Raw genomic sequence first — 23072 nt, forward strand, 5'->3', positions numbered from 1 at the left:
TTAGGAGATAGACCGGACAAGCTCACATCCCCCTTGTTGGGGTGATCATGCAGAAGTTCGGGGGAACGCGTGGTGAGGTGCGCAAACCCGCATCGTGATCATGCAGATCTTCGATCGTTTGGCGGACGAGCTGGGGAAATGCAATTTGTGATCATGCACATGGCCGAGAAGTGCATGATCACGAACGACGAACCCGCACGTCACGGCGTCCGGCGCCGAACTTCTGCATGATCACGTTCGATATGAGCCCAGGTCAACCCGCCTGCCGGCGAACTTCTGCATGATCACGCCCAAGGGGTTTGCGCGAGGGGGTTTTGCGCGGGGTTTTCGCGCGGGGGTTGGGGGTCAGATGCGGAGCATGGGGGGGTGGAGGAGGACGGCGGGGCCGCGGCGGTGGAGCATGGCGGGGCGGCCTCCGTCGCGCGTCGTGGTGCGGCCGGTGGCCATGAGGAAACCGTCGGTCTTGGTGACCTTGCGGTGGAAGTTCCTCGGGTCCAGGGGACGGCCCCACACGATCTCGTAGACACGGCGCAGCTCGGCGACGGTGAACTCGGGTGGGCAGAAGGCGGCGCCCAGCGACGTGTACTCGAGCTTGGCCCGTGCCCGCTCCACCCCGTCGAGCATGATCCGGCGGTGGTCGAAGGCCATCTCCGTCAGCGACGAGACCGGCTGCCAGCTCATATGCGCCTCGGTGGAGGCGGGCAGGTCGGGGGCCAAGCCCAAATAGGCCACGCTGACGACGCGCTGACGCGGGTCGCGGTCGGGATATCCGTAGGTCTGGAGCTGCTCCAGGTGCACCGGCGCGCCCGCGAGGCCGCAACGTTCGGCGAGCAGGCGGGCGGCCGCGGCGGGCAGATCCTCGTCGAGCTGGATGAACCCTCCGCCCAGCGACCAGCGCCCCTCGTACGGCGGCTGGTCTCGCCGCCACACGAGCGCGCACAGCTCCTGGCCCCTGACGGTGAGGACGACCAGATCCACGCTGACGGGTATTCGCGGGATCACGGAAGGCACGCTACACGCTGTGGTGGTAGTACACCGATTCCGTAGCCTTGCGGCCGTCTTCGGCGGTCACCTGGACCCGCACCAAGACGCCCTTCGGCACGGTGGCCCAGTCGACCGGGATCCAGGTTCGCTCCACGGCGGCGGGCACGTCCGGGATCGGGTCCGGATCGCGCCACCCGACCTTCGAGGAGTCGACGACCCGGGGTGTGTCGAGCCCGTCCCACGACAGGGTGACCTTGGCGTCCTCGACGTTGTAGCCGAGGATCTCCAGGCCGTCCTGGATCCGGTGCTTCGCGTGGTCGGCCTCGATCACGATCGGCCGGTTCCAGTCCTGGTCGATCTGCTTGGCGAGCGAGGGCGATCCGCAAGTGAAGAAGTCCGTCCACATGAAGGAGATCAGCTTGGAGACGTACGGCCCGGCCAGCGTCACCTGCGTGTCGAGCCGGGGTTTGTCGGTGTCGCCGCGGGTGCTCCCGCTCCTGCAGGGCGTGGTCCCGGTCGGCTCGAATCCCTCCAGATTCGCCCACAACTGCGCGTGAACACCCTGAGCGGCGAGCTCGTCGCGCGCGTCGGCCATCGCGCGGTAGTAGTCGCGGGTCCCCGCGTAGTAGGCCGTGGCGTAGGTGCTCTCGCCGACCACGGGTTTGAGGCGGTCGTCCACGGGCTGGTTCTTCTCCTCCGGCCAGAAGAGGCCCACCTTGCCGGTGCCCCTGCCGTCCTGGGGTGCGATGATCTCGACGCCCGTCGACGCCAGGATCTCGAAGGCCTTGGCGACCTGGGCCGGAGTGGCGGAATAGGCCACCTGGCGGCGGGCGTCGATGTACGGGCTGATCATGATCGGCTTCCCGGGAAGCTCCTGTTCGGCGATCGTATGTTGCTCGGAATAGAGCTGGAGGGTCGGCACCTTCGAGGTGTCGGACCAGTCACGCATCTGCACCTCGAACGCCTGGTAGAAACCGCCGAGCGACTTCCTCTTTCTGAAACGGTCCTTGTAGTCCTGCAGGACGCGCCGGGTCAGTGCGGTCAGCGTGCTCAGGTGCCGCACGTCCGCCTGGGCCATCGCGGCCGGGTCGCGGGGGGCGACCGGCAGCGTCGGGAAGACCTGGATGCCGAGGCGATCGCCGAGGTCGAGCAGTTCCGCGAGGCTGTCGCGGTCGCCCGCGGCCACGATGATGAGGTGATAACCGCGCGGGGCCGATGTGAAGTCGCATGAGGCGGAGCCGTCGTCGGGGACGAGCAGGCGGTAGAACGTCGCGGGCCCGTCGACGATCTTGTGCTCCATGGGGGTGCAGGCCAGGAGCCCCGGGCCGAACACCTCGTCGGTCCGGTACACGTAGGTCCCTGTGATCCGGTTCCCCGGGTTGGCCTTCTGCAGGTCCTTCTCGGCCGCCCGCACGCAGGTGAGCCCGTGTTCCGAGCACATCTCGAACTGCTTGTCAGGCCCGGGGCTCTGTTCCTCCAGGATCCTGCCCTGCCCGTCGACACCGCGGGGGGACAGGGCGAAGCCGAGCCGGATCACCGTGTCTCCGCCGACCTGGTGGATCTCCTGCAGTTGGCGGGACAGGGTGCAGGGGTCGTCCTCCGGGTTCAGCCAGTAACCCGTCACCGCGTACGGCGTGGGAGATGCGGCCTTCTTCACCGCAGGGCAGTTACGCGTCCCGGCCGCGGACCCGGATGAGGAGGCGCCCCGTCCCGTGTCCACGGTGTGCAGCGGTCCATCACGCAACGCGATCACAACAGTGGCGACGCACAGGAGGGCCGCCACCCCGAGGGTCACAGTGATCCACCGCACGATCAGGACCCTACCGCCCGACGAGTCGAGAAATGACGGACGAAATCAGGGCTTATGGCTTTACGCCGACCCAGGTCTCCAGCTGCGCGACGAACCGGCGCGCGGAGTTGGGCCAGTGGTGGTTGGCCCGCGCGGAGGCGTGCCCTCTGAAGGCCGCGGCCCTGCGCTCTTCCGCGTCGTCCCTGAGGCGGAGCACGGCGTCGACGATGGCCTGCGTGTCCCGCCAGGGAACCACGATCCCCGATCTGTACCGCTCCACAAGCTCGACGGCCCGCGGCGAGGGCGTCGTGATCACCGGCACTCCATGCGCCATATATTCGATGATCTTGGTGGGCAGGGAGTGGCGGTAGTTGGGCTCGTCGTGGAGCAGCGAGAGCCCCGCCAGTGCCCCCTCGAGCCGCTCCAGCGCCTCGTCGTTCGGCAGGAAGTCGCGCCATTCGAGGAACCCCTGGGCGACCGCCTCGTTGAGGACCGCCCGGCTGCTCGGATCGGCGTACCCGATCAGCTCGACCGCCACCTTGTGCGGCTGCAGCAGGCGGGCGGCCTCGACGGCCTCGTAAACGCCCCGCGCCTCCGACAGCCACCCGAGGTAGACCACCCGCTCGTGCCCCGGCCGGCTGACGGTCTCGGGTACCCACGTGTCGTTCGGGACGATCAGGTGCTCCCGCCTGAACCGGCCCTGGTAGGCGGTCTCCGCCAGCAGCAGGTGCAGATGCCGCTCCGCAATGCCCTCGAGCACCCGGGCGAACACGCGCACCGGCGGCCGGAGGAAGGCGGGCAACCAGGGCTTCAACGACATCGTGGCCGGGGTGTCCTCGTGCACGTCCCACACGACCGGCGGGCGCCTCCGGACCCCGACAACGGCCAGCAACAACTCGATGTCGTGAACGATCACAAGGTCGACCTGGCCGCGCAGCCTCTTGAGGAGCTTGCGCGCCGCCCGTACGGCCGTGAGCCTCCGTCGCTCGGCGGCGCGCGGCAGATCGACGCCCGTCACCCAGGGACGCGGGGCGACACCGCGCGCGGCGAACGGCGCGGCGTACGTGACCTCATGACCGGCGTCGACAAGCGCCCGGATCTCACGGTGCAGGATCCGGGCGTCCTCGGGGTGGTGGACCACCGTCATGACGAGCACGTGCACGGGGGGGTGCGTGTCCTTCCTAGAGCCGTTCGACGCGGTCGCCGGCGGTCAGCACACCCCGCGTGTCGAGGACGAGCACGGACTGCTCCTCCACGACGTGGAGATCGAACTTCCCGTGCTGCTGGAGCAGGACGACGAGGTCGGCCTTCGCCACCGCCTCGGCGAGATCCGTCTCACGGGGGACCGGGACGCCGCCCGCCGACCACTCCTCGACGTACGGGTCGCAGTAGACGAGCTCGGCGCCCAGCTCGAGCAGCCCCTCGGCGACCGGCACCGCGGGCGTCTCCCGTTCGTCCGCGATATCCGGCTTGTACGTCACACCGAGCAGGAGCACGCGGGAGCCGTTCACCGGCTTGCGCGCCCGGTTGAGCAGGCGTTGCACGCGGGTCACCACGTACGACGGCATGCGCTCGTTGATCTCCTGGGCCAGCTCGACGAACCGGAACGGGTAGCCGAGCTTGCGCACGGTGTAGGACAGGTACGACGGGTCGACGGGAATGCAGTGCCCCCCGACACCGGGTCCGGGCAGGAACTTCTGGAACCCGAAGGGCTTCGTCGAGGCCGCTTCGATGCTCTCCCACAGGTTCACGCCGAGCTCGTCGCAGAAGATGGCCATCTCGTTGACCAGAGCGATGTTGACGTGTCTGTAGGTGTTCTCAAGCAGCTTGGCCATCTCCGCCTCGCGCGTCCCGCTGACGGGGACCACCCGGTCGACGAGCCGGCTGTAGAAGTCGGCTCCCCGGTCCCGGCAGGCGTCGGTGAATCCGCCAACGACCTTGGGGGTGTTACGCAGCCCGAACTTCGGGTTGCCGGGGTCAATCCGCTCGGGCGAGAACGCGAGGAAGAAGTCGGCCCCGGCGACCAGGCCGGACCGCTCCAAAATGGGCCGGACCACCTCGTCGGTAGTGCCGGGCCACGTGGTGGACTCCAGGACGACCAGCGTCCCGGGGCTCAGGTGCTCGGCGACCGTCCTGGTCGCACCTTCGACGGCGGACAGGTCCGGGCGGTGGTCGTCGTCGAGCGGCGTGGGCACGCAGATGACGATGGTCTGCGACTTCGCCAGCACCGTCGCGTCGAGTGTCGCCGTGAAACCGGCGGACAACATGGCGTCGAGCTCGGCGTCGGACAGGTCGTCGATGTACGAGTGCCCGGCGTTGAGCGCCTCGACCTTGCGGGGGTCGACGTCCAGGCCCACCACGCGGAGCCCCGCAGCCGTGGCTTCCTTGGCCAGCGGCATGCCGACGTATCCAAGTCCGATGATCGTGAGATCGAAGCTGGTCATGACGCGACCTTTATCACACAACACTTCATGGCTGGAAAGGTTAGCTCAAGTTAACGTCAACAACCCCTAAACGCGCACTTCGCCATATCAGCAAATTTATGATCTTGCCAATTCATCATATATTTCGCGATAGGTGCGGGCCAGGCTGCTCCACGTACGCTTGGCTGCGACTTCGGCCTTGCCCGCCTCCCCCATGACGCGGCGGCGCTGCGGGTCGTCGCGCAGCCCCGCCACAGCGTCGGCGAGTGCGGCCGGGTCGCCGGGCGGCACCAGGAGACCGGCCTCCCCGGCTCCGAGGAGCTCCGCCAGCGCAGGAAGGTCGCTCAGGACCACCGGCTTGCCGAGGGCCATCGCCTCGACCGGCTTCAGCGGAGTCACCAGGCGGCAGACTCGCAGGTCCTCGCGGGGGCAGGCGAATACGTCGATCGCCGCCTGTGCCTGAAGGGCCTCCTCGGGGCCCACCCTTCCCGGCAGGATCGCGAGCTCCCCCAGACGCAGTTTCTCGGCCTGCTCGAGCAGGGCCGGCCGCTCGGCGCCGTCGCCGACCAGCAGCACCCTGACCGGCGTGCCCGCGTCCCTGAGCAGCGCCGCGGCGCTCAGAAGTGTGGCGAATCCCTCGTAGCCCACGATGCTCGACACCGACCCGACGACGATCTCGTCAGGGGCGATGCCGTACTGCTCGCGGAGCGCCGAACCGTCGTAGTCCGCCGTGAGCAGCGAGTCGTCCACGGCGTTGGGCGCCAGCCGGATGCGCTCCCGCGGGACACCGCGGTCGACGATCTCGGCGGCCATCGTCTCGGCGAGCGTGACCACCACGTCGGCCTCGCGCATGATGTACGCCTCGCGTTCGCGCTGCATGAGGTGACGCTCGCTGCCGATCCTCTGCGGATCACGCGACGTCCACGTCTCCTCAAGGAATCCGCGCACCTCGTAGACGAACGGCGTGCCCGTACGCTCGCGGACCGACAGCGCGACCGAGCCGTTGCGGTGGTCGGTCGCTGCGTGCAGGACCTGCGGCCTGAGTGTCCTGACCAGCTCGGACACGTCGGCGGCGCCGCGGATCATCCGGCCTCTGGTCTCGAAGGGCACGTCGCCCTTCGGCAGCAGCCGGTAGTACGGCACCCCGTCGATCTCCTCGTACGGCCCGGCCTCGGCGTGGCCCTGCAGCATCGGCCAGCCCCAGCTCGTCACGACGTGGGGGTCGAGCCCCGCGGCCCGCTGCGCGGTGACGATGCGGTGCGTGCGGACGGTGTACCCGGCCTGCGTGTACGGCAGGGCGTTGGTCACCATGTGCAGCACCCGGTCCGGCACCCGCTCGCCCATGATGACCCGCGGCTTGGGCGGGATGGGCCCGGCGGACAGGGCCGCACGCTCGCCCTCATAGAACGCGATCCTGCGGCTGACGAAACGCCAGCGGTTGTGGGCGCGCAGGCCGTCGATCGCCTCGGTCATGCGCCCGGCCTCCCAGCGGGCCTTCGCCGTCTCCAGCTGGCTGTGCACCACCCGCAACACGATCTTGCGGCTCACGATCTTGGCCAAACGCGCGACAGGCCAGGCGACCCGGCCGACGACGGGGCGCATGCGGGGCGGCATCGCCTCCGCGGCGGCCTGCGCCACTCGGACGGGGTCGGACTTGACCTTGCTTGCGACAACCCGGGAGACCACCACGGGATTACGCACGAATCCGCGGAAAAAGCCGCGAAAACCGGCCTTCGCCGACCTGGCTGACACCTTTGTAGGTGGGATGGCCTCGGATTCCACGGCGTGACCGTACCATAGGCACCGCATTGCCCATGTTTATAAGAAAGGCATGGTAATGAGGGACAACCCCCTCGTCTTGCACGTGCTGGGTGCTCGACCCAATTTCGTCAAGGCGGCCCCGGTCGTCAACGCACTGGCCGATCGTGGAGTGCGGCAGGGCATTGTTCACACTGGTCAGCACTACGACGCACTGATGTCGGACGTGTTTTTCTCCGACCTGGGGCTGCCCGAACCCATCGCCAACCTGGGCGTCGGGTCCGGGACGCATGCCAGGCAGACCGCGGCCCTGCTGACCGGCCTCGAAGACGTGATGCTCGAGCACGCCCCCACGCTCGTCGTCGTCTACGGCGACGTGAACTCCACGCTGGCGGCGATCCTGGTCTGCGCCAAGCTCCGCATCCCGACGGCGCACGTGGAGGCCGGGCTGCGCTCGTTCGACCGGGAGATGCCCGAGGAGGTCAACCGGGTCGTCACCGACGCCCTGTCCGACCTGCTCTTCGCCACGTCGCCGGAGGCGTTGTCTCACCTCGCCTCCGAAGGGGCCGACCCGGCGAAGGTGCATCTCGTCGGCAACCCGATGATCGACAGCCTCTTCTCCGTGCTGCCCTCGCTCGACCCCGCGCCCGTCCAGGAGCGCCTCGGCGTCTCCGGCCGCTACGCGGTCGCCACGCTGCACCGCCCGGCCAACGTGGACGACCCCGCGTCGGCGCGCGAACTCGTGGACGCCGTGCTCAAGGTCGCCGCGCAGGTCCCGGTCGTCGTGCCTCTGCATCCCCGCGGCCGGCAACGGCTGGCCGACGCCGGACTCGTCGACGGGCCGACCATGAAGATCGTCGAGCCCCTCGGCTATGTGGACTTCCTCTCGCTCGTACGGGGATCGGCCCTGGTCGTGACCGACTCGGGCGGCGTTCAGGAGGAGACGACCATGCTCGGCATCCCCTGCCTGACCATCCGCCCCAACACCGAGCGGCCCATCACCGTCACCCACGGCACCAACCGGCTCGTCACACCGGCCTCCCTGCCCGCCGCGGCCTCCAAGGCCCTCGCGGACGGCGCGGCCACCCCCAGCGGCGAGTTGCCTCCTCTGTGGGACGGCAAGGCCGGGCCGAGGATCGCCGGCGTCATCGCGGCCTGGTTGCGCGGCGACAACCTGTCCCCCGCCGCCCGTGGAACGGTCTCGTAGCTACGATCGCTCTTCGCGACGAGGGAGAAGCATGGCGGAAGCGGATGGCGCCCGCGGTAAGCCGCGTTTCCGGCGCCTGGGACCGGCGAGCTGGCTGCCCGAGGAGCGCAAGGCGGTCGAGCGCTACGAGCAGCGCATCCGCGAACTCGAAAAGCTCCTGGCCGTACAGGAGGCGCGGGCCGACTACGCCGCGTGGAAGCTGGAGGCGACGCAGAGCCGGCGGCACTACCGCGTCGGCCAGGCCCTGTCCGACGCGCGGAAGCCGGTCCGGTTTGTACGGCTTCCGCGCGACCTGACCAAGGCCATCCTGGACAAGCGAACACCTCCGCAGGCTCCGCCACAGCCCGGCGAGGTGGCGAGGCTGGCGGCCGCCCTGCCCCCGAAGGCCGACATCCCCGCCGTGAAGTGGCCGGACGGCCCGGTCGTACGGCCCGGCATGCGAGTGGCCGTGATCCTCGACGACTTCTCCCGGATGGCGTTCCGGTACGAGTGGGACCAGATCGAGTTCGGCCTGACGGACTGGCGGGAGATCTTCGCCGAGAAGCGGCCGGAGATGTTGTTCTGCGAGTCGGCCTGGCACGGCAACGAGGGTCGCTGGCGCTACCAGATGACCGGGACGAACTCCCCGAAGAAGGAACTGCGCGAGCTGATCGCGTGGTGCAAGGAAGAGGGCATCCCGACGGTCTTCTGGAACAAGGAGGACCCGCCCAACTTCGACTTCTTCATCGAGACGGCGAAGCTCTTCGACCGCGTGTACACGTGCGACGGCGACATGCTCCCCCGTTATCGCGAAATTTTGGGACACGACAGGGTCGGTGTGTTGCAGTTCGCCGCCCAGCCGCGGATCCACAACCCCGTCCAGACCGCCGAAGGCCGGCCGTACGACATCGTGTTCGGCGGAATGTACTTCCGCGACAAGCACCCCGAACGGCGCGAGCAGATGGAGACCGTGCTCGCACCCGTCCGCGACCTCGGGCTGCACATCTTCGCGCGCAACGCGACGGTCGACGACAAATACGCCTGGCCGGAGGAGTACCGGCCGCACATCGTGGGCGAGCTGCCGTACGAGCAGATGCTGGCGGCCTACCGGATGTACAAGGTCTTCCTGAACGTGAACTCGGTGATCGACTCACCCACCATGTGCGCGCGTCGCGTCTTCGAGCTGTCGGCCTGCGCGACGACCGTGCTGTCGGGCTGGTCGCGGGCCATCGAGGAGACCTTCGGGCAGCTCATCCCCGTGGCGCGCACGCAGGAGGAGGCCCGCAACCTGGCGCTGTACCTGCTCAACAGCCCCGAACTGCGCGCCCGCCAGGCGCACCTCGCCATGCGCGAGGTGTTCGACCGGCACCTGTTCTCCCACCGCGTCGACCAGATCCTCCACGACCTGGGCCACGCCGTACCGTCGCGGTCGCACGCCGTCTCCGTCGTGCTGCCCACCAACCGGGCCGGGCAACTCGAACACGCCATCAGCCAGGTCGCGCGGCAACGGCACCGCGAGCTGGAACTGGTCCTCGTGCTGCACGGGCTCTCCGAGGACCCCACGGTGGTCAGGGACAAGGCGCTGGCGGCCGAAGTGCCCGCCGTGAAGGTGCTGAAAGCCCCCGCGTCGTGGACGCTCGGCGAGGTGCTCAACCACGGTGTCGCCCACGCGGACGGCGCTCTGATCGCCAAGATGGACGACGACAACATCTACGGCGAGCACTACCTGTCCGACCTGGTGCGCGCCTTCGACTACACGGACGCCGACCTGGTGGGCAAGGGAGCCCATTACACGTACTTCGCGGACGACGACACGACCGTGTTGCGCAGGCCGGGGGCCGAGCACCAGTACACCCATCTGGTGCAGGGCGCCACGATGGTGGCCACGGCCGACCTGCTGCGGTCGATGCCGTTCGAGCCGGTGAACGTGGGCGAGGACACCGGGCTGGCGCGTCGTTGCGTCGAAGCCGGCGTGCGGATCTATTCGGCCGACCGGTTCAACTTCGTGTACATGCGGAGCCGGGGAAGCGGGTCGCATACGTGGCAGGCTTCTGATCACGTGCTGACCCGCAACGCCCAGTTCGCCTTCGCCGGCCGCCCCGACCCCCACGTCCTGATCTGATCAACCGCGGGGAGACCCCTGGAGGACACCTTGGGCGTGATCATGCAGAAGTTCGGGGGTATGCAGCCTGAGCTGCACATACCTACAGCGTGATCATGCAGAAGTTCGTCGCCACGTGCCGCTACCAGGCGTTTTCCATTTCGTGATCATGCAGTCCAGAAATTTCCGGACTGCATGATCACGAACGAGAAAGAGGCCAGGTCAGCGCGCACGAACTTCCGCATGATCACGCGCGATTCCGGGACGCCTGGTCATCCATGGACGGCCGACTGGCGCACACGCCCGCTTTCCTCATCGCTCACGGGAGGGGCCGGGGGCGACACGACGCCCTTGGTCTGCGAATTCGGCCGCCTGAGTGTGGTGAACGCCCAGGAGACATTGGGCTCGATCGCCCACTTAGTTAGTTTTCGTACGGGCGATGTGCAGAGCACGGTCGCGAGAACCGCGCCGAAGACCATCAGCAGCGCGACCCCGAGCGGAGTGTCGATTCGGTGGTAGTACGACTGCAGTACCTTGACGGCAAAACCGTGCAGCAGGTACGCGTAGATCGTCGCGGCACCGAGGCTGCTGAACCAAACTCGGCGCCTCGGCGTAATCGCGATGAACGACGCGACCAGCAGCGCTCCTACCGCCAGTAGGGCGAGTCGGATCAGGCTGCCCTTCAGATCGCCCACCCCGATCGAGTGGTTCGAGTGACGCCAGCGGATCCACTCGGTCGGCACATGCTTGTACACGGCGAACGTGACACCGAGTGCCACGATCAGCACGACCGCTCCGGCGATCTTCACCCAGCGCCGCTGCAGCATGTCGAGATGCTCCGGCTTCATCATGAGGCCGAGAACATAGAACGGCAGCATGCCGAACGTGCGGTTCATCGAAAGCTCGTCGGGCAACGCACTCGTTCCCGACAGCAGCGAAAGGCCCACCGCGACGACGAGCGGCCAACGCAATTGCTGCCACACCGGCGTGGAAAGCCGCCACAGGAACAGCGACATCAGGAACCACGTCAGGAAGTACGGGTCGAGCAGGCTGATCTCAAACTTGCCGTACAGGAACAGGCGGGGCAGCGAATAGAGCGTTTCGAAAATGACGTACGGCACAGCTAGACCGCTGATGAGCTTCCTGGCCTTACCCGCCGAGAAACTGAAATTTCGGGATAAATAGCCGCTGATGAAGATAAAGAGCGGCATGTGGAACAGGTAGATGTAAAAGTAGACGCCGTGGAGGGCGGGAACGCTTTTCAGGCCTTCCATCAGGTGCCCGCATACCACCAGGATGATCGCCAGGTACTTGGCGTTGTCCAGCAGAGGGTCGCGGGTGGACGCCCTACCAGGCGTCACAGAGGTGGCGGGAAGAGATGCGGTCACGGTGCCGGACCCTATCGACTGCGCGTATGTCCGGACAGGCAACGGCAAACAAATTTTGCCGGAATCCTCGTGGACAACCTCGCCACATGATCATCATCGGAGTTTTCGCAGGTCAGCGGCCATTCATAGCGATCGTGCATGATCACGGCCGACAAACGTGCAGGTCAACGGGCACATCTTCGAACTTTTGCATGATCACGAAACGTATCTGCCCAGGTGAGCGCACATCTCGCCGAACTTCTGCATGATCACCACCTGTGTCGGCCCAGGTCGCACCATCCGCGACCGAACTTCTGCATGATCACCACAAGGGCTGTCGACATCACCCCACGGGTGCCAGATCACCCCAAGGGTGCCAGATCACCACAAGAGCGCCGACATCACCCCACAGGTGCTGACATCACCCCGGCACCCTCCGGGGCCCTCAGTTGGAGGGGAGGCCGGTGGCGGTCAGGGTGGCTTGCCACAGGGTCTCGGCCAACTCCGGATCGCTCATCGTCTTCGGCACGCGCGCCGGAACGTTCTTGGAGAAGAACCGGCCCGGGTGATCCACTCCGTCGGCCTCGCAGACCAGATGGGCGATCCGGCTCGCCCCCGCCTCCGGCGGCTCGGTCAGGCCCGGCACGACGGTCAGGAACTTCATGTAGAGGGTGCCGGCCGCGAAGCCGGTCTTGAGCACTCCCGGGTGGAGGGAAGTGGCGGCCAGCCCGCGCCGGGCCAGCCCGACCGTGAAGAGCGCGTTGGCCTGTTTGGTGTCCCCGTACTGCAGCCAGCCGCTCCAGCGGCGCCGGTCCCGCGAGAGGTCGTCCGGGTCGAGGCGGCCCGTCCTGGCGGCCCGCGACGAGGTCGTCACGACCCGGGCGGAGGAGTCCTTGAGGCGGTCGAGCAACAAATTCGTCAGCAGGAAGGGCGCAAGGTGATTGACCTGGATCATGAGCTCGTGACCGTCGGGCGTACGCTCACGCCGTGGTGTCATGACGCCCGCGTTGTTGACCAATGCGTCGATGCGCTCGTAGCGGTCGAGGAGTTCACCCGCCAGCCTCCGGACGTCGTTCAACATCGCGAAATCGGCATGGACGGTGTCGGGCGCACGTCCGGTCACGTCCGCGACACCCTGGGCGACCGCGGCCAGCCTTTCGGGTGAGCGCCCCACTAGCACGAGTTGGCGTCCCCGCTTGGCGAGATCAAGGGCGACAGCTGCACCGATTCCGGCACTGGCCCCAGTGAGCACAGTAATCATCACAACCTCCACTGCGCCAGAACAGTATCGGTGCTAGTCTCCTGTGCGATCTTCCGGAGGTGCATTTCCCCATAAATGCGGCGCGAGCCTCCACGCACTGCAGGAGTGGCTATGGGTTCCAGAAACCGGTCGATTCGGTTCAAGATCTTCTTGTTGCTGCTCCTCCCGCTTGTCATGTTGAGCGCAATGTGGGGATTTGTCCTTAATCTCACGGTCGGCGACGGCCTCGCGCTCATGCGGGCCAAGGCGATGTACGACTCCCTCGGCACGACGTCCGCCGACCTCGGTCTCCAGATCCAGGCGGAGCGAGGGCTCACCGTCCGCCAGCTCAGCGCGGGCCAGACGAGCTCGTCCGCACTCACGGCCCAGCAGGCCAAGACGAGCAGCGCGGTCGACACCTTCGCCAAGGCCGCCCACGAGCAGGAGGACGCGGGTTCGGTCAACTCCGACCTCAAGGCGCCCCTCGAGGCCCTGCTGAGCACGCTCGACCGCCTGCCGTCCATCCGCGAGTCCGTGACGCTCGGGAAGTTCACCCGCCTGGAGGCGATGAACGCCTACAACGCGGTCATGGACCAGCTGTTCGGCCTCTACGACACCCTCGTCTCCATGCCCGATCTCGGCGCCTTCCAGCAGGCGAACGCGATGCAGGCGATGGGCAACGCCTACGAGATGATCGCCCGCGAAGACGCCCTCATCCGCGGCGCGAGCGCCAACAACGGCAGGCTGACCCGGGCGGAGCGCGACGCGTTCAGCGAGTGGGTCGCCGACCGGCGGTTCATCTACCAGAAGTACCGGCCCATCCTCAAAGGCGGCATTCGCCAGCCGTACGAGGAGGTGCTGAGCTCCCCGCTGTTCGACAGGTTCACGGCCCTCGAGAACATCGTCACCTCGCAGAGCCCCGGGGCGGTCCTCACCGTCGGCCGCGGCAATTGGGCCGGCGCGATCGACCAGCTCAACTCGCGACTGGACGCGGCCCGGGTCAAGGCCACTGACGCGCTCACCACCGAGACCACGTCCGTCGCCATGGGCATCATCACCCGCATCGCGGTGGCGGGCGGCCTCGGTCTTCTCGCGATCCTCGCCACGATCCTCTTCTCGGTCCGCTTCGGCCGCCGCCTCGCCGGAGACCTCGCCGGACTCCGCGAGGCCGCCGTCGACCTCGCGGACGTGCGGCTTCCCGACGTCGTCGACAAGCTCCGCCGGGGCGAGGACGTGGACGTCGACGCCGCGGCTCCGCCGATCACGGCGACCGGATCCAGCGAGGTCGAAGACCTCGCCAAGGCGTTCGGCTCGGTACGGCGCACCGCCGTCGAGGCGGCCGTCGGCCAGGCCAACCTGCGGCGCGGCGTCAGCCAGATGTTCCTCAACCTGGCCCGGCGCAAGCAGAGCCTGCTCCACCGCCAGCTGACCCTCCTCGACTCCATGCAGCGCCGGTCGGCCGACCCGGAGAGCCTGGAGGACCTCTTCCGGCTCGACCACCTGACGACCCGCATGCGGCGCCACGCCGAGGGCCTGATCATCCTGTCCGGCGCCGCCCCTGGCCGGTCGTGGCGCAAGCCGGTGCCCGTCATGGACGTGGTCCGCGCGGCGATCTCCGAGGTCGAGGACTTCACCCGGATCTCGCTGCCGGTGATGCCCAACGCGTCGCTGACCGGCTCGGTCGTGGCCGACGTCGTCCACCTTCTGGCCGAACTGCTGGAGAACGCGACCATCTTCTCGCCGCCGCAGACCAAGGTGCTGGTGCGCGGTGAGGTCGTCGCCAACGGACTCGTCGTCGAAATCGAGGACCGCGGCCTCGGCCTCGCGCCCGAGGAGTACGACGCGATCAACGAGAACCTGGCGAACCCGCCGGAGTTCGACCTCGCCGACAGCGACAGGCTCGGGCTCTTCGTGGTCGGCCAGCTCGCCGCCCGATACGGCATCAGCGTCATGCTGCGCAGCTCGCCGTACGGTGGAACCACCGCGATCGTGCTCATGCCGCGCCCCCTGCTGGCCGACGACGGCACACAGGCGGTCGGTGGCCCCTCCACCCTCGCCGTCCGCGGCGGGGCGCACGCACGCGGCATCGCCGCCCCGCCCAGGGACGAGGAGCCCGCCGGTCAAGCCTTTGCCGGCAAGCCGCTCGGGCCGTTCGACCGCACGTTCGACGGGCCATTCGACGGGGCATCTGACGGGGCGTCCGACGACGAGAAGGCGGGCCCGGACACGTCGCCGTTCTTCACGCCGGCCGCGCTGCGCACCGAGGCCGTGCCGTCCGCCGCGCGCGACGACGTGCCCGACCTCAGGGTGGTGCCGGAAAACGACCGCCCCGGGCGCGGCCTGCCCGTCCGCCAGCGCACCACCGCGCGCCGCGAGCCCGCCCGGCAGGAAGCCGCCGTGCCGGCGGCCCCCTCGCCGGCCTCTGCGCCGTCCCCTGTGCCGTCCCTGGCGGCCGACAGCGCGCCGCCCGCGTTGTCGACCACGAACGGCACGCACGCGGGATTGCCACGGCGTGTACGGCAGGCCAACATTGCTCCTCAACTCCGCGAGGGAGGGCAGCCGTTGGCGGCGCCCACGCCCACGCCCGAGCCGGAAGAGCGGTCGCCGGAAGCCGCCCGGGCCATGTTCTCCGCGTTCCAGGCGGGCGCGCGACGTGGCCGCGAGGACAACGGTGAACCTGCGGCTGACGACTCCAACCGCTTCGCAAACAACACGCATGGCGAGAAGGGTGACGAATGACCGGCAAAGCGACGTCGACCGGCGAGCTCAACTGGCTGCTCGACGACCTCATCAGCAGGGTCGCCGCCGTCCGCCAAGCGGTGATCCTCTCCACCGACGGCCTGGTGGTCGGTGCGTCCCAGGGGCTGAGCCGGGAGGACGCGGAGCACCTGTCCGCCGTCGCCGCCGGTTTCCAGAGCCTGGCGCGCGGGGCGGGCCGGCACTTCGGCGGAGGCGAGGTGCGCCAGACCATCGTGGAGATGGAGTCGGCGTTCCTGTTCGTGACGGCCGCCGGGCAGGGCACCTGCCTGGCCGTGCTGGCGGCGTCCGACGCCGACGTGGGCCACATCGCCTACGAGATGGCCATGCTCGTCAAGCGGGTGGGCCAGCACATCTCCACGAACCCGCGACGGTCGTCGCCATGAACTGGGGCGCCTGATGACGAGACCACGGTGGACGGATGAGGATGCCGGCCCCGTCGTCCGGCCTTTCGCGCTGACGGGGGGCCGGGCACGGTCCTCCGGCGACAATCTCGACCTCATCACGATGGTGAGGTCTACGGGAGAGCCGCCCACCGACGCGGGCAACATCGGTCCCGAGCAGCGGCGAATCCTGGAGATCACGCGCACCGGCGCGTCGGTGGCGGACATCGCGTCCGACATCGACCTGCCGCTCGGCGTGGTCCGCGTCCTGATCGGAGATCTGCACGACCAAGGGCTGATCGTCGTACGGCCTCCGGTCCAGGTCGCGCCGCAGCCCAGCGAGCGCATTCTCAAGGAAGTGATCAATGGCCTTCGCGCCCTCTGACGAGCCGGTCGCTCTCAAGATCCTCGTCGCCGGCGGATTCGGCGTCGGCAAGACCACGCTGGTCGGCGCGATCAGCGAGATTCGCCCCCTCCGCACCGAAGAGGTGCTGTCCGACCGCGGCGTCGGCGTCGACGACACCGACGGCGTCGAGGGGAAGACCACCACCACCGTGGCCATGGACTTCGGCCGGATCACGATCAGGGAAGGCCTCGTGGTCTACCTGTTCGGAACCCCCGGGCAGGAGCGTTTCTGGTTCATGTGGGACGAGCTGTCCTACGGCGCCCTGGGGGCGGTCGTCCTGGCCGACACCCGCCGCCTGACGGACTGCTTCCCGTCCATCGACTACTTCGAGCAGCGGGGCACGCCGTTCATCGTCGCCGTCAACTGCTTCGACGGAGCGGAGCGGCATGAGCCCGACGACGTGCGGGTCGCGCTCGATCTCGACCCCGAAGTCCCGGTGCTGCTCTGCGACGTCCGCAGGCGCGCCTCGGCCAAGGTCGTGCTCGTCACGCTGGTCGAGCACGCGCTGAAGACCCTCACCGCCGCCCAGCGCTGACGAACCACAGGCCCGGCTCCCCGATCTCGGGAAGCCGGGCCTGCGTATTTCACGATGCCTTTCACGGTGTCTTTCACCGTGTCTGTCACCGCGGCATTCACCGCAGGGCCGCGACGTGGCGCTCCTGGGCGGGCATCTCGCGCGGCACGGCGGCCCACGTGAGCCGCAGCAGCCGTACGGCGAGGACGAACAGGATGCTCACCTCGGCGGTCAGGAGCAGCCGCTCCACAAGTCCGATCATCACGCCGTGGCCGGGGAGCGCCACATAGGTGATGGCCGCCAGGGCGATGCCCGCGACCAGAGCGAGCCACTCCACCACCCGGCCGGTCGCGCTCCATCGCGCATCCGCACCCAGCCGCCCGGCCAATTGCACGGCCGCGACCGGGATGCTCACGAAGGCCGGCACCGACAGCGCGAGATGCGCGCCCGCCGCCGACCCGGGGACGATCGCCGCGGCGACAAGCGAGCCGCTCCACACCGTCATCAGCGCGGCCGGCCAGCCGTCGATCGGAGCCCGTACCGCACGCAGCCCGGCCACGAGCGCGAGGGACGAAAGCCCGAGGACCGCCATGGCCGTCTCGATCATGAATCCGTCGTAACGGGAGGCGAACTCGCTGATGGTCATCGTGACGGGGTCGAGCGTGGGACCCGCGTTCACCTGGGCGGCGACCACCGAGATCACCGCGAACAGGATGCCGGCGCAGGCGATCACCGGATAGAGCCTCTTGACCATAGGTCGAGGATCTCCCGGATGGGTGCGTCCGGGCATCCGGGTAAACGCCCAAGATGTCCCGGACACACCCTCAGGGTCGCCTCAGGGGCCGGTCACTTCCCTGTAGCGGTCGCGCAGGCCCTCGGTGGGGGCGGCCTCGTAGAGCTCGGTGTCGGCCGCGTCCCAGACCGGAGGCTCGTCTCCTCCGGAAAGCAGCCATGCCGCCTGCCGGGCCGCGCCGTCGGCGACGTACTCCCCCGGGCTCGGCACGAGCACCGGCGTGCCGAAAACGGTCGGGGCGATGCGCCTGACCGCCTCGGAACGTGCGCCGCCGCCGATGAGCAGCACCCTGTTCGGCGTGATGTTCAGCGCGTCCAGGGCGTCGGCCAGGCCGCAGAGCATGCCCTCCACAGCCGCGCGGGCCAGGTGCGCGGGTGTCGCCGTCGCCAGGCGCAGCCCGTGCAGCGAGCCCGTCGCGTCCGGCCGGTTCGGCGTACGCTCCCCTTCCAGGTACGGCACCAGCACCAGGCCGCCGGCCCCGGGAGGTGCCTCCAGAGCCAGGTCGCTGAGCTGCTCCTGGGTGATTCCCAGCATGCGGGCCGCCGCCTGCAGCACACGGGCCGCGTTCAGCGTGGCCACCAGCGGCAGGAACCGGCCGGTGGCGTCGGCGAACCCGGCGACCGCTCCGGACGGGTCGTTCGACGCCGACTCCGTGACGGCGAAGGCCGTGCCCGACGTGCCGATGGAGACGACGACGTCGCCGGGGCCGATTCCGACCCCCAGTGCCGCCGCCATGTTGTCGCCCGTGCCCGGAGCCAGCCGTACGGCACCGGCCGTGCCGGCCTGCTCCGCCGGGCCGAGCACGCGGGGCAGCGCAGGGGAGGCGCCCATGGCCAGCTGGAGGAGATCGGTCCGGTAGGAGCCCGTCGCGGGGGACCAGTAGCCCGTGCCTGAGGCGTCGCCCCGGTCGGTGGTGATCTCGGCCGGCTCCCCGCCGAGCTTCCACGTCAGCCAGTCGTGGGGAAGACAGACTGAGCGCACACGGGCGGCCAGCTCCGGCTCACGCTCGGCCAGCCACCGCAGCTTGGTCACGGTGAACGACGCCACCGGGACGCTGCCGACGGCGGCGGCCCACTTCTCCGGGCCGCCGAGCTCGGTGATCAGGTCGGTGGCCGCCTGCGCGGAACGGGTGTCGTTCCAGAGCAGAGCCGGCCGTACGACCTCACCATCCTCGTCGAGGCACACCATCCCGTGCTGCTGGGCGGCGACGCTGAGCGCCGCGACGTCGTCCAGGCCGCCGGCCTGCTCGATCGCGGTCTGCAGCGCCGCCCACCAGGCGTCGGGGTGCACCTCGGTGCCGTCCGGATGGGTCGCGCGGCCTTCCCGCACGAGCGTCCCGGTCTCGGCCTCGCGAATCACCACCTTGCAGCTTTGGGTCGACGAGTCGACCCCAGCCACGAGCGTCATCCGCGCACACCGAAGAGGTGCTCGAGGGCGAGCTGGTTCAGGTGGGTGAAGTGGAAGCCGCGGGCGGCGGCGGCGTCGAGGTCGAAGTCGTCGTTGAGGAGGTCCGCGTAGGTCTCGCCCTCGGCCAGGGTGGGGACGGAGAGCTCGGGCACCCGGCTGGCGGCGAGCGCCTCCTGCACCTCGGGGTCGGCCCGGAACGCCTTCGACTTCTCCTTGAGGATGAGGTACGTCCGCATGTTGGCGGCGGCGGAGACCCAGACGTCCGCGCTGTCGTCGGTGCGCAGCGGCTTGTAGTCGAAGTGCCGGGGGCCCTCGTAGCCGCCGTTCTCCAGCAGGTCGACCAGGAAGAACGCGTTCTTCACGTCGCCGTGGCCGAAGATCAGGTCCTGGTCGTAGCGCGGGCCGTGCTGCCCGTTCAGGTCGAGGTGGAAGAGCTTGCCGTGCCACAGCGCCTGCGCGACGCCGTGCACGTAGTTGAGGCCCGCCATCTGCTCGTGGCCGACCTCGGGGTTGAGGCCCACCATCTCAGGGTGCTCGAGCTCGCTGATGAGGCCCAGGGCGTGCCCGATCGTCGGCAGCAGGATGTCGCCGCGCGGCTCGTTCGGCTTGGGCTCGAGCGCGAAGCGGATGTCATAACCCTTGTCGATCACGTACTGGCACAGGATGTCGAGGCTCTCCTTGTACCTGTCCAGAGCGGCCCTGACGTCCTTGGCCGCATCCGACTCGGCACCCTCGCGGCCGCCCCAGCAGACGTACGTCGTGGCGCCGAGCTCCGCGGCGAGGTCGACGTTGCGGATGACCTTGCGGATGGCGTAACGGCGGACGTCCCGGTCGTTGCTGGTGAAACCGCCGTCCTTGAACACCGGGTGGGTGAACAGGTTCGTGGTCGCCATCGGCACCTTGAGCCCCGTCTCGGCCAGAGCCTTCTTGAAGCTCTCGATGGCCTTGGCGCGGTCGGGCTCCACCGCGAGGAGGTCGTCGTCGTGGAAGGTCACGCCGTACGCACCGAGCTCGGCCAGCCGGTGGACGGTCTCGACCGGGTCCAGCGGCGCCCGGGTCGCGTCACCGAACGGGTCACGCGCCTGCCAGCCGACCGTCCACAGCCCGAACGTGAACTTGTCCTCGGGAGTGGGGGTGTACATGAGTTGCCTCCGAATTAGTCTATGTTGTGGACTAAATATTGGGACGCCGCCCGCGACAGGTCAAGGGGGCATGTCTACGATTTCAACTCCAGGCTCCGGAGGGTGTGATGGCACAGGCCGTACGGCATGACGCGATGCGCGCGCGGAACCTGGCTCTCGTTCTCGGAGAGCTGAACTCCAGTGGCCCCCTCACTCGCGCCGCGCTGTCCGAGATCACCGGGCTGACCAAGACCACCGTGTCCAAACTCGTGGCCGACCTGATCGAGGCCGGGCTCGTGGTCGAGACCGGAGCGGTGCGTGACGGCGAGCGCGGCAGGCCCGGCATGGTGGTCCAGATCAGCGGCGCCCATATCGCCGCCGTCGGGCTGGAGATCAACGTCGACTACCTCGCCGTGCGCGTCGTCGACCTTTCCCGCACTGTACGGCTTCGCCGTACACAGGCTGTGGACAACAGGCGTGCACAACCTGGGGATGTCGTCGGCCTTCTTCGCGATCTGGCCCTCAGGGCTGTGGATGAAGCTGTGGAGATGGGCCTGAGCGTCGTCGGCGGTGTACTCGCCGTACCCGGCCCGGTCGACCTCGTGCGCGGGGCCGTACACAACGCCCCCAACCTCGGATGGCGTGACGTGCCCGTGGCGGCGCTGCTCGAACTGCCCTTCCCCGTGCAGGTCGAGAACGAGGCCAACCTGGCGGCCCTCGGCGAGTTGTGGTTCGGATGCGGGCTGTCCGACTTCCTGCACGTCTCCGGAGAGATCGGCATCGGCGCCGGCCTGGTCGTACGGGGCCGCCTGTTCCAGGGCTCGCACGGTTTCGCGGGCGAACTCGGCCACGTGGTCGTCTCCCCGGAAGGCCCCGCCTGCCGATGCGGCGGCAAGGGCTGCCTTGAGCAGTACGCGAGCCAGGATGCGCTCGTGTCCGCCGCGGGCGGGACCCTGACCTCCGCGGGAGACATCTCCTGGATCCTGTCCCGGCTGGAGGCCGGAGACACGGCCGCGGTCGCCGCGTGCGAACGCGCCGGATGGGCGCTCGGGGTCGCCCTCTCCTCCGCCATCAACCTGGTCGACCCCGACACCATCGTGCTCGGCGGAATCTACGGCCCCCTCTTCCCGTGGATCGGAGACGCGGTCGCCGCCACGCTCACCTCGCGCCTGGGTCAGATGCGCGACGTCGTCCCGCCGGTCGTGGTCTCACGACTCGGCACCGAGGCCGCGGCCCTCGGAGCGGCCGGCCAGGTCATCCAGCGCGTCATCGCCGACCCGGCCGCCCTGCTCCAGAACTGAGGGTTGATCCGGCGGGCCGGGACTTTCCCCGGCGGGTCACAGCCCGGACGGATCCCGGCCGACACTGATCTCCTCCGCGATCCTGCGAAGCTCTGCCCCATCGAGGCGGGGCGTGCCCGGAAGCTCGCTCGCAAGAGCCGAGACCACCAGGTGGAAAGGGTCTCCGGCATGGCGTTGAGCCACATTGTGAACGGCCCGGAACAACACCAGATTGGCCTCGTGCTCTCGCGTGACCCTGTCGGCGGCCATGAGATCCCCCTCTGTCGACTCCCGTCCGCAGGTCACCGTACGGCCTGCCCCCGACAGTTTCGGGGAGCGCCGCACGCGGTAGAATACTTGAGCGTTCAATAATCTAGGAGGGGTCATGCCGGTCCAGCGGCTCAATCACGCGGTGCTCTACGTCCGTGACGTGTCGCGAAGTGTCGCCTTTTATGAGGAGGCCCTCGGCTTCCGCGTCGTCAACTCCTTCCCCGGGGCCGCCTTCCTGCAGGCGGAAGGATCGAACAACGACCACGACCTCGGGCTCTTCCAGATCGGCGCCCAGGCGGGGCCCTCTGCCGCAGGACGCTCCACCGTCGGGCTCTACCACCTCGCGTGGGAGGTGGACACCCTCGCCGAGCTCGAACGCGTCGCCGTGAAGCTCTCCGAGATGGGCTCACTCGTCGGCGCCTCCGACCACTCCACCACGAAGGCCCTCTACGCCAAGGACCCCGACGGCATCGAGTTCGAAGTCTCCTGGCTGCTGCCCGCCGACCTGATCGACGAGGAGGCCCTTGCGGGCCGCTCCCGCATCAAGCCGCTCGACATCGCCAAGGAACTCGCCCGGTACGGCGCGGAGACCCGCGGCGGCGTGGGCGTCTCCTTCTGAGGAGCCCTTGGACTCGTTGCCATCGGCGGAGTTGCCGGGTCAGTGAGCCCTCTGGCGCCGGCGCGCTGTCGGAACTGAGCTTTCGGCGGTTAGCGCTTCTCCTTTGGCGGCTGGTTTTGCGGACCGCGGGTTTCGTAACCGCACCTTGTTGGGTGCGCTCCAGGGACTGCGCCTTGGCTACGGTTTCGGGGCGCACCCCTTGTTGGCTGCGCTCCAGGGGCTGCGCGCTGGTGGCCGCGCGTTCCGGGCTCCGGTTTCGGAGGCAGCTTGCTCGACGTCTGCTTTCCACCGTGTTCCCTCCGCCGCCCTCCGCCCTGTCCTCGGTCCAGACGCTCTGCGGTCGGCAGGCCATGACCTCAACCAGCACGTCGCGACTCCACAAGAACGCCGAGGCGTCAGGCATGCCGGAAGCAGCAGGTATGCAGCAACCGCGGACGGCAACCACGCGCACCTCGCCCTCTCCTCTCCCCCGTGTCCCGAGGCTCCTTCGTGTCCCGAGGCTCCTTCGTGTCCCGAGGCGCACACATGTCGAAAGGCGTCCTTGAATCACCAGCGCACCCTCTCCTCAGGATTGATCTCCAGAGGGAGTGTTCTCCGCTCGCTGTCTCAGGGTGGGTCTCCGCTGTGGGGCGGTCCGGTGGTGGTCGTTCCGGTGGTGGGTGTTCGGCGGGGTC

General features: G+C 68.6%; 19 protein-coding genes. 8 read left to right on the plus strand and 11 right to left on the minus strand.

The features are described from left to right. Positions 1 to 345: 345 nt before the first annotated feature. The 5 genes from Pth03_RS10810 to Pth03_RS10830 form a co-directional block, all read right to left on the minus strand. Positions 346 to 1002 (minus strand): NUDIX hydrolase, encoded by a 657-nt coding sequence (locus Pth03_RS10810; protein WP_203944051.1) that lies wholly within the window; start codon positions 1000 to 1002, stop codon positions 346 to 348. A gap of 10 nt (positions 1003 to 1012) precedes the next feature. Continuing rightward, positions 1013 to 2794 carry a DUF4434 domain-containing protein gene (locus tag Pth03_RS10815; RefSeq protein WP_203944052.1) on the minus strand — a complete coding sequence of 594 codons (1782 nt, stop codon included), beginning with the start codon at positions 2792 to 2794 and terminating at the stop codon, positions 1013 to 1015. A 52-nt stretch (positions 2795 to 2846) separates the two neighbouring features. Then, positions 2847 to 3935, minus strand: coding sequence for a glycosyltransferase (locus tag Pth03_RS10820; RefSeq protein WP_203944053.1), 1089 nt, complete (start codon positions 3933 to 3935; stop codon positions 2847 to 2849). 19 nt (positions 3936 to 3954) lie between these two features. Further along, positions 3955 to 5217 carry a nucleotide sugar dehydrogenase gene (locus Pth03_RS10825; RefSeq protein WP_203944054.1) on the minus strand — a complete coding sequence of 421 codons (1263 nt, stop codon included), beginning with the start codon at positions 5215 to 5217 and terminating at the stop codon, positions 3955 to 3957. A gap of 96 nt (positions 5218 to 5313) precedes the next feature. Next, a complete protein-coding gene (locus tag Pth03_RS10830; protein WP_239118925.1) occupies positions 5314 to 6897 on the minus strand; it encodes a glycosyltransferase family 4 protein in 1584 nt (527 codons plus the stop codon). A gap of 136 nt (positions 6898 to 7033) precedes the next feature. On the opposite strand from Pth03_RS10830, the gene wecB reads away from it, so the two are divergent. Next, positions 7034 to 8161: a non-hydrolyzing UDP-N-acetylglucosamine 2-epimerase gene (gene wecB / locus Pth03_RS10835; RefSeq protein ID WP_239118926.1), complete on the plus strand. Its 1128-nt coding sequence runs from the start codon at positions 7034 to 7036 to the stop codon at positions 8159 to 8161. A 31-nt stretch (positions 8162 to 8192) separates the two neighbouring features. Continuing rightward, positions 8193 to 10262: a glycosyltransferase family protein gene (locus Pth03_RS10840; protein WP_203944057.1), complete on the plus strand. Its 2070-nt coding sequence runs from the start codon at positions 8193 to 8195 to the stop codon at positions 10260 to 10262. Positions 10263 to 10513: 251 nt separating this feature from the next. On the opposite strand, the gene Pth03_RS10845 is transcribed toward Pth03_RS10840, so the two are convergent. Together Pth03_RS10845 and Pth03_RS10850 are read right to left on the minus strand one after the other, a co-directional pair. Continuing rightward, positions 10514 to 11629, minus strand: a complete 1116-nt coding sequence (locus tag Pth03_RS10845; RefSeq protein WP_239118927.1) for an acyltransferase family protein — start codon at positions 11627 to 11629, stop codon at positions 10514 to 10516. A gap of 424 nt (positions 11630 to 12053) precedes the next feature. After that, the gene (locus Pth03_RS10850; RefSeq protein ID WP_203944058.1) at positions 12054 to 12869 is read right to left on the minus strand and encodes an SDR family NAD(P)-dependent oxidoreductase; all 816 of its coding nucleotides are present in this window, start codon (positions 12867 to 12869) and stop codon (positions 12054 to 12056) included. Between the two features lie 111 nt (positions 12870 to 12980). Between Pth03_RS10850 and Pth03_RS10855 the strand changes: the two genes are divergently transcribed. Genes Pth03_RS10855 through Pth03_RS10870 form a run of 4 tightly spaced genes read left to right on the plus strand, consistent with a single transcriptional unit; the run spans position 12981 to position 16929 of the window. After that, positions 12981 to 15587 carry a sensor histidine kinase gene (locus tag Pth03_RS10855; protein ID WP_203944059.1) on the plus strand — a complete coding sequence of 869 codons (2607 nt, stop codon included), beginning with the start codon at positions 12981 to 12983 and terminating at the stop codon, positions 15585 to 15587. Further along, positions 15584 to 15991, plus strand: a complete 408-nt coding sequence (locus Pth03_RS10860; protein ID WP_203944060.1) for a roadblock/LC7 domain-containing protein — start codon at positions 15584 to 15586, stop codon at positions 15989 to 15991. Before Pth03_RS10855 ends, Pth03_RS10860 begins: the two co-directional genes overlap by 4 nt. 13 nt (positions 15992 to 16004) lie before the next feature. Continuing rightward, entirely contained in the window at positions 16005 to 16373 is a 369-nt protein-coding gene (locus Pth03_RS10865) for a DUF742 domain-containing protein (protein ID WP_203944061.1), read from the plus strand. Continuing rightward, the gene (locus Pth03_RS10870; protein ID WP_203944062.1) at positions 16354 to 16929 is read left to right on the plus strand and encodes a GTP-binding protein; all 576 of its coding nucleotides are present in this window, start codon (positions 16354 to 16356) and stop codon (positions 16927 to 16929) included. Before Pth03_RS10865 ends, Pth03_RS10870 begins: the two co-directional genes overlap by 20 nt. 97 nt (positions 16930 to 17026) lie before the next feature. Here the strand turns inward: Pth03_RS10870 and Pth03_RS10875 are convergent, their stop codons facing one another. The 3 genes from Pth03_RS10875 to xylA form a co-directional block, all read right to left on the minus strand. Then, positions 17027 to 17662 (minus strand): DUF998 domain-containing protein, encoded by a 636-nt coding sequence (locus Pth03_RS10875; protein WP_203944063.1) that lies wholly within the window; start codon positions 17660 to 17662, stop codon positions 17027 to 17029. A gap of 81 nt (positions 17663 to 17743) precedes the next feature. Continuing rightward, a complete protein-coding gene (xylB, locus tag Pth03_RS10880) occupies positions 17744 to 19108 on the minus strand; it encodes a xylulokinase (RefSeq protein ID WP_203944064.1) in 1365 nt (454 codons plus the stop codon). Then, on the minus strand, positions 19105 to 20250 hold the full coding sequence (gene xylA, locus Pth03_RS10885; RefSeq protein WP_203944065.1) for a xylose isomerase: 1146 nt from the start codon (positions 20248 to 20250) through the stop codon (positions 19105 to 19107). Before xylA ends, xylB begins: the two co-directional genes overlap by 4 nt. A 107-nt stretch (positions 20251 to 20357) precedes the next feature. Here xylA and Pth03_RS10890 point away from each other — a divergent pair, with 107 nt between their 5' ends. After that, positions 20358 to 21530: an ROK family transcriptional regulator gene (locus tag Pth03_RS10890; RefSeq protein WP_203944066.1), complete on the plus strand. Its 1173-nt coding sequence runs from the start codon at positions 20358 to 20360 to the stop codon at positions 21528 to 21530. Positions 21531 to 21566: 36 nt separating this feature from the next. On the opposite strand, the gene Pth03_RS10895 is transcribed toward Pth03_RS10890, so the two are convergent. Continuing rightward, a complete protein-coding gene (locus Pth03_RS10895; protein ID WP_203944067.1) occupies positions 21567 to 21779 on the minus strand; it encodes a hypothetical protein in 213 nt (70 codons plus the stop codon). 115 nt (positions 21780 to 21894) lie between these two features. Between Pth03_RS10895 and Pth03_RS10900 the strand changes: the two genes are divergently transcribed. Continuing rightward, the gene (locus Pth03_RS10900; RefSeq protein ID WP_203944068.1) at positions 21895 to 22398 is read left to right on the plus strand and encodes a VOC family protein; all 504 of its coding nucleotides are present in this window, start codon (positions 21895 to 21897) and stop codon (positions 22396 to 22398) included. Positions 22399 to 23072 lie beyond the last annotated feature (674 nt).

Source organism: Planotetraspora thailandica (assembly GCF_016863335.1).
GTDB classification, from domain to species: domain Bacteria; phylum Actinomycetota; class Actinomycetes; order Streptosporangiales; family Streptosporangiaceae; genus Planotetraspora; species Planotetraspora thailandica.

Excerpts from the sequence above, each read along its gene's own strand:
- Pth03_RS10860 (WP_203944060.1), top strand. The coding sequence starts at position 15,584 with ATGACCGGCAAAGCGACGTCGACCGGCGAGCTCAACTGGCTGCTCGAC.
- Pth03_RS10865 (WP_203944061.1), top strand. The coding sequence starts at position 16,005 with ATGACGAGACCACGGTGGACGGATGAGGATGCCGGCCCCGTCGTCCGG.
- Pth03_RS10870 (WP_203944062.1), top strand. The coding sequence starts at position 16,354 with ATGGCCTTCGCGCCCTCTGACGAGCCGGTCGCTCTCAAGATCCTCGTC.
- Pth03_RS10850 (WP_203944058.1), bottom strand. The coding sequence starts at position 12,869 with ATGATTACTGTGCTCACTGGGGCCAGTGCCGGAATCGGTGCAGCTGTC.
- xylB (WP_203944064.1), bottom strand. The coding sequence starts at position 19,108 with ATGACGCTCGTGGCTGGGGTCGACTCGTCGACCCAAAGCTGCAAGGTG.
- Pth03_RS10875 (WP_203944063.1), bottom strand. The coding sequence starts at position 17,662 with ATGGTCAAGAGGCTCTATCCGGTGATCGCCTGCGCCGGCATCCTGTTC.
- Pth03_RS10895 (WP_203944067.1), bottom strand. The coding sequence starts at position 21,779 with ATGGCCGCCGACAGGGTCACGCGAGAGCACGAGGCCAATCTGGTGTTG.
- Pth03_RS10900 (WP_203944068.1), top strand. The coding sequence starts at position 21,895 with ATGCCGGTCCAGCGGCTCAATCACGCGGTGCTCTACGTCCGTGACGTG.
- Pth03_RS10840 (WP_203944057.1), top strand. The coding sequence starts at position 8,193 with ATGGCGGAAGCGGATGGCGCCCGCGGTAAGCCGCGTTTCCGGCGCCTG.
- Pth03_RS10890 (WP_203944066.1), top strand. The coding sequence starts at position 20,358 with ATGGCACAGGCCGTACGGCATGACGCGATGCGCGCGCGGAACCTGGCT.
- wecB (WP_239118926.1), top strand. The coding sequence starts at position 7,034 with ATGAGGGACAACCCCCTCGTCTTGCACGTGCTGGGTGCTCGACCCAAT.
- Pth03_RS10825 (WP_203944054.1), bottom strand. The coding sequence starts at position 5,217 with ATGACCAGCTTCGATCTCACGATCATCGGACTTGGATACGTCGGCATG.
- Pth03_RS10855 (WP_203944059.1), top strand. The coding sequence starts at position 12,981 with ATGGGTTCCAGAAACCGGTCGATTCGGTTCAAGATCTTCTTGTTGCTG.
- xylA (WP_203944065.1), bottom strand. The coding sequence starts at position 20,250 with ATGTACACCCCCACTCCCGAGGACAAGTTCACGTTCGGGCTGTGGACG.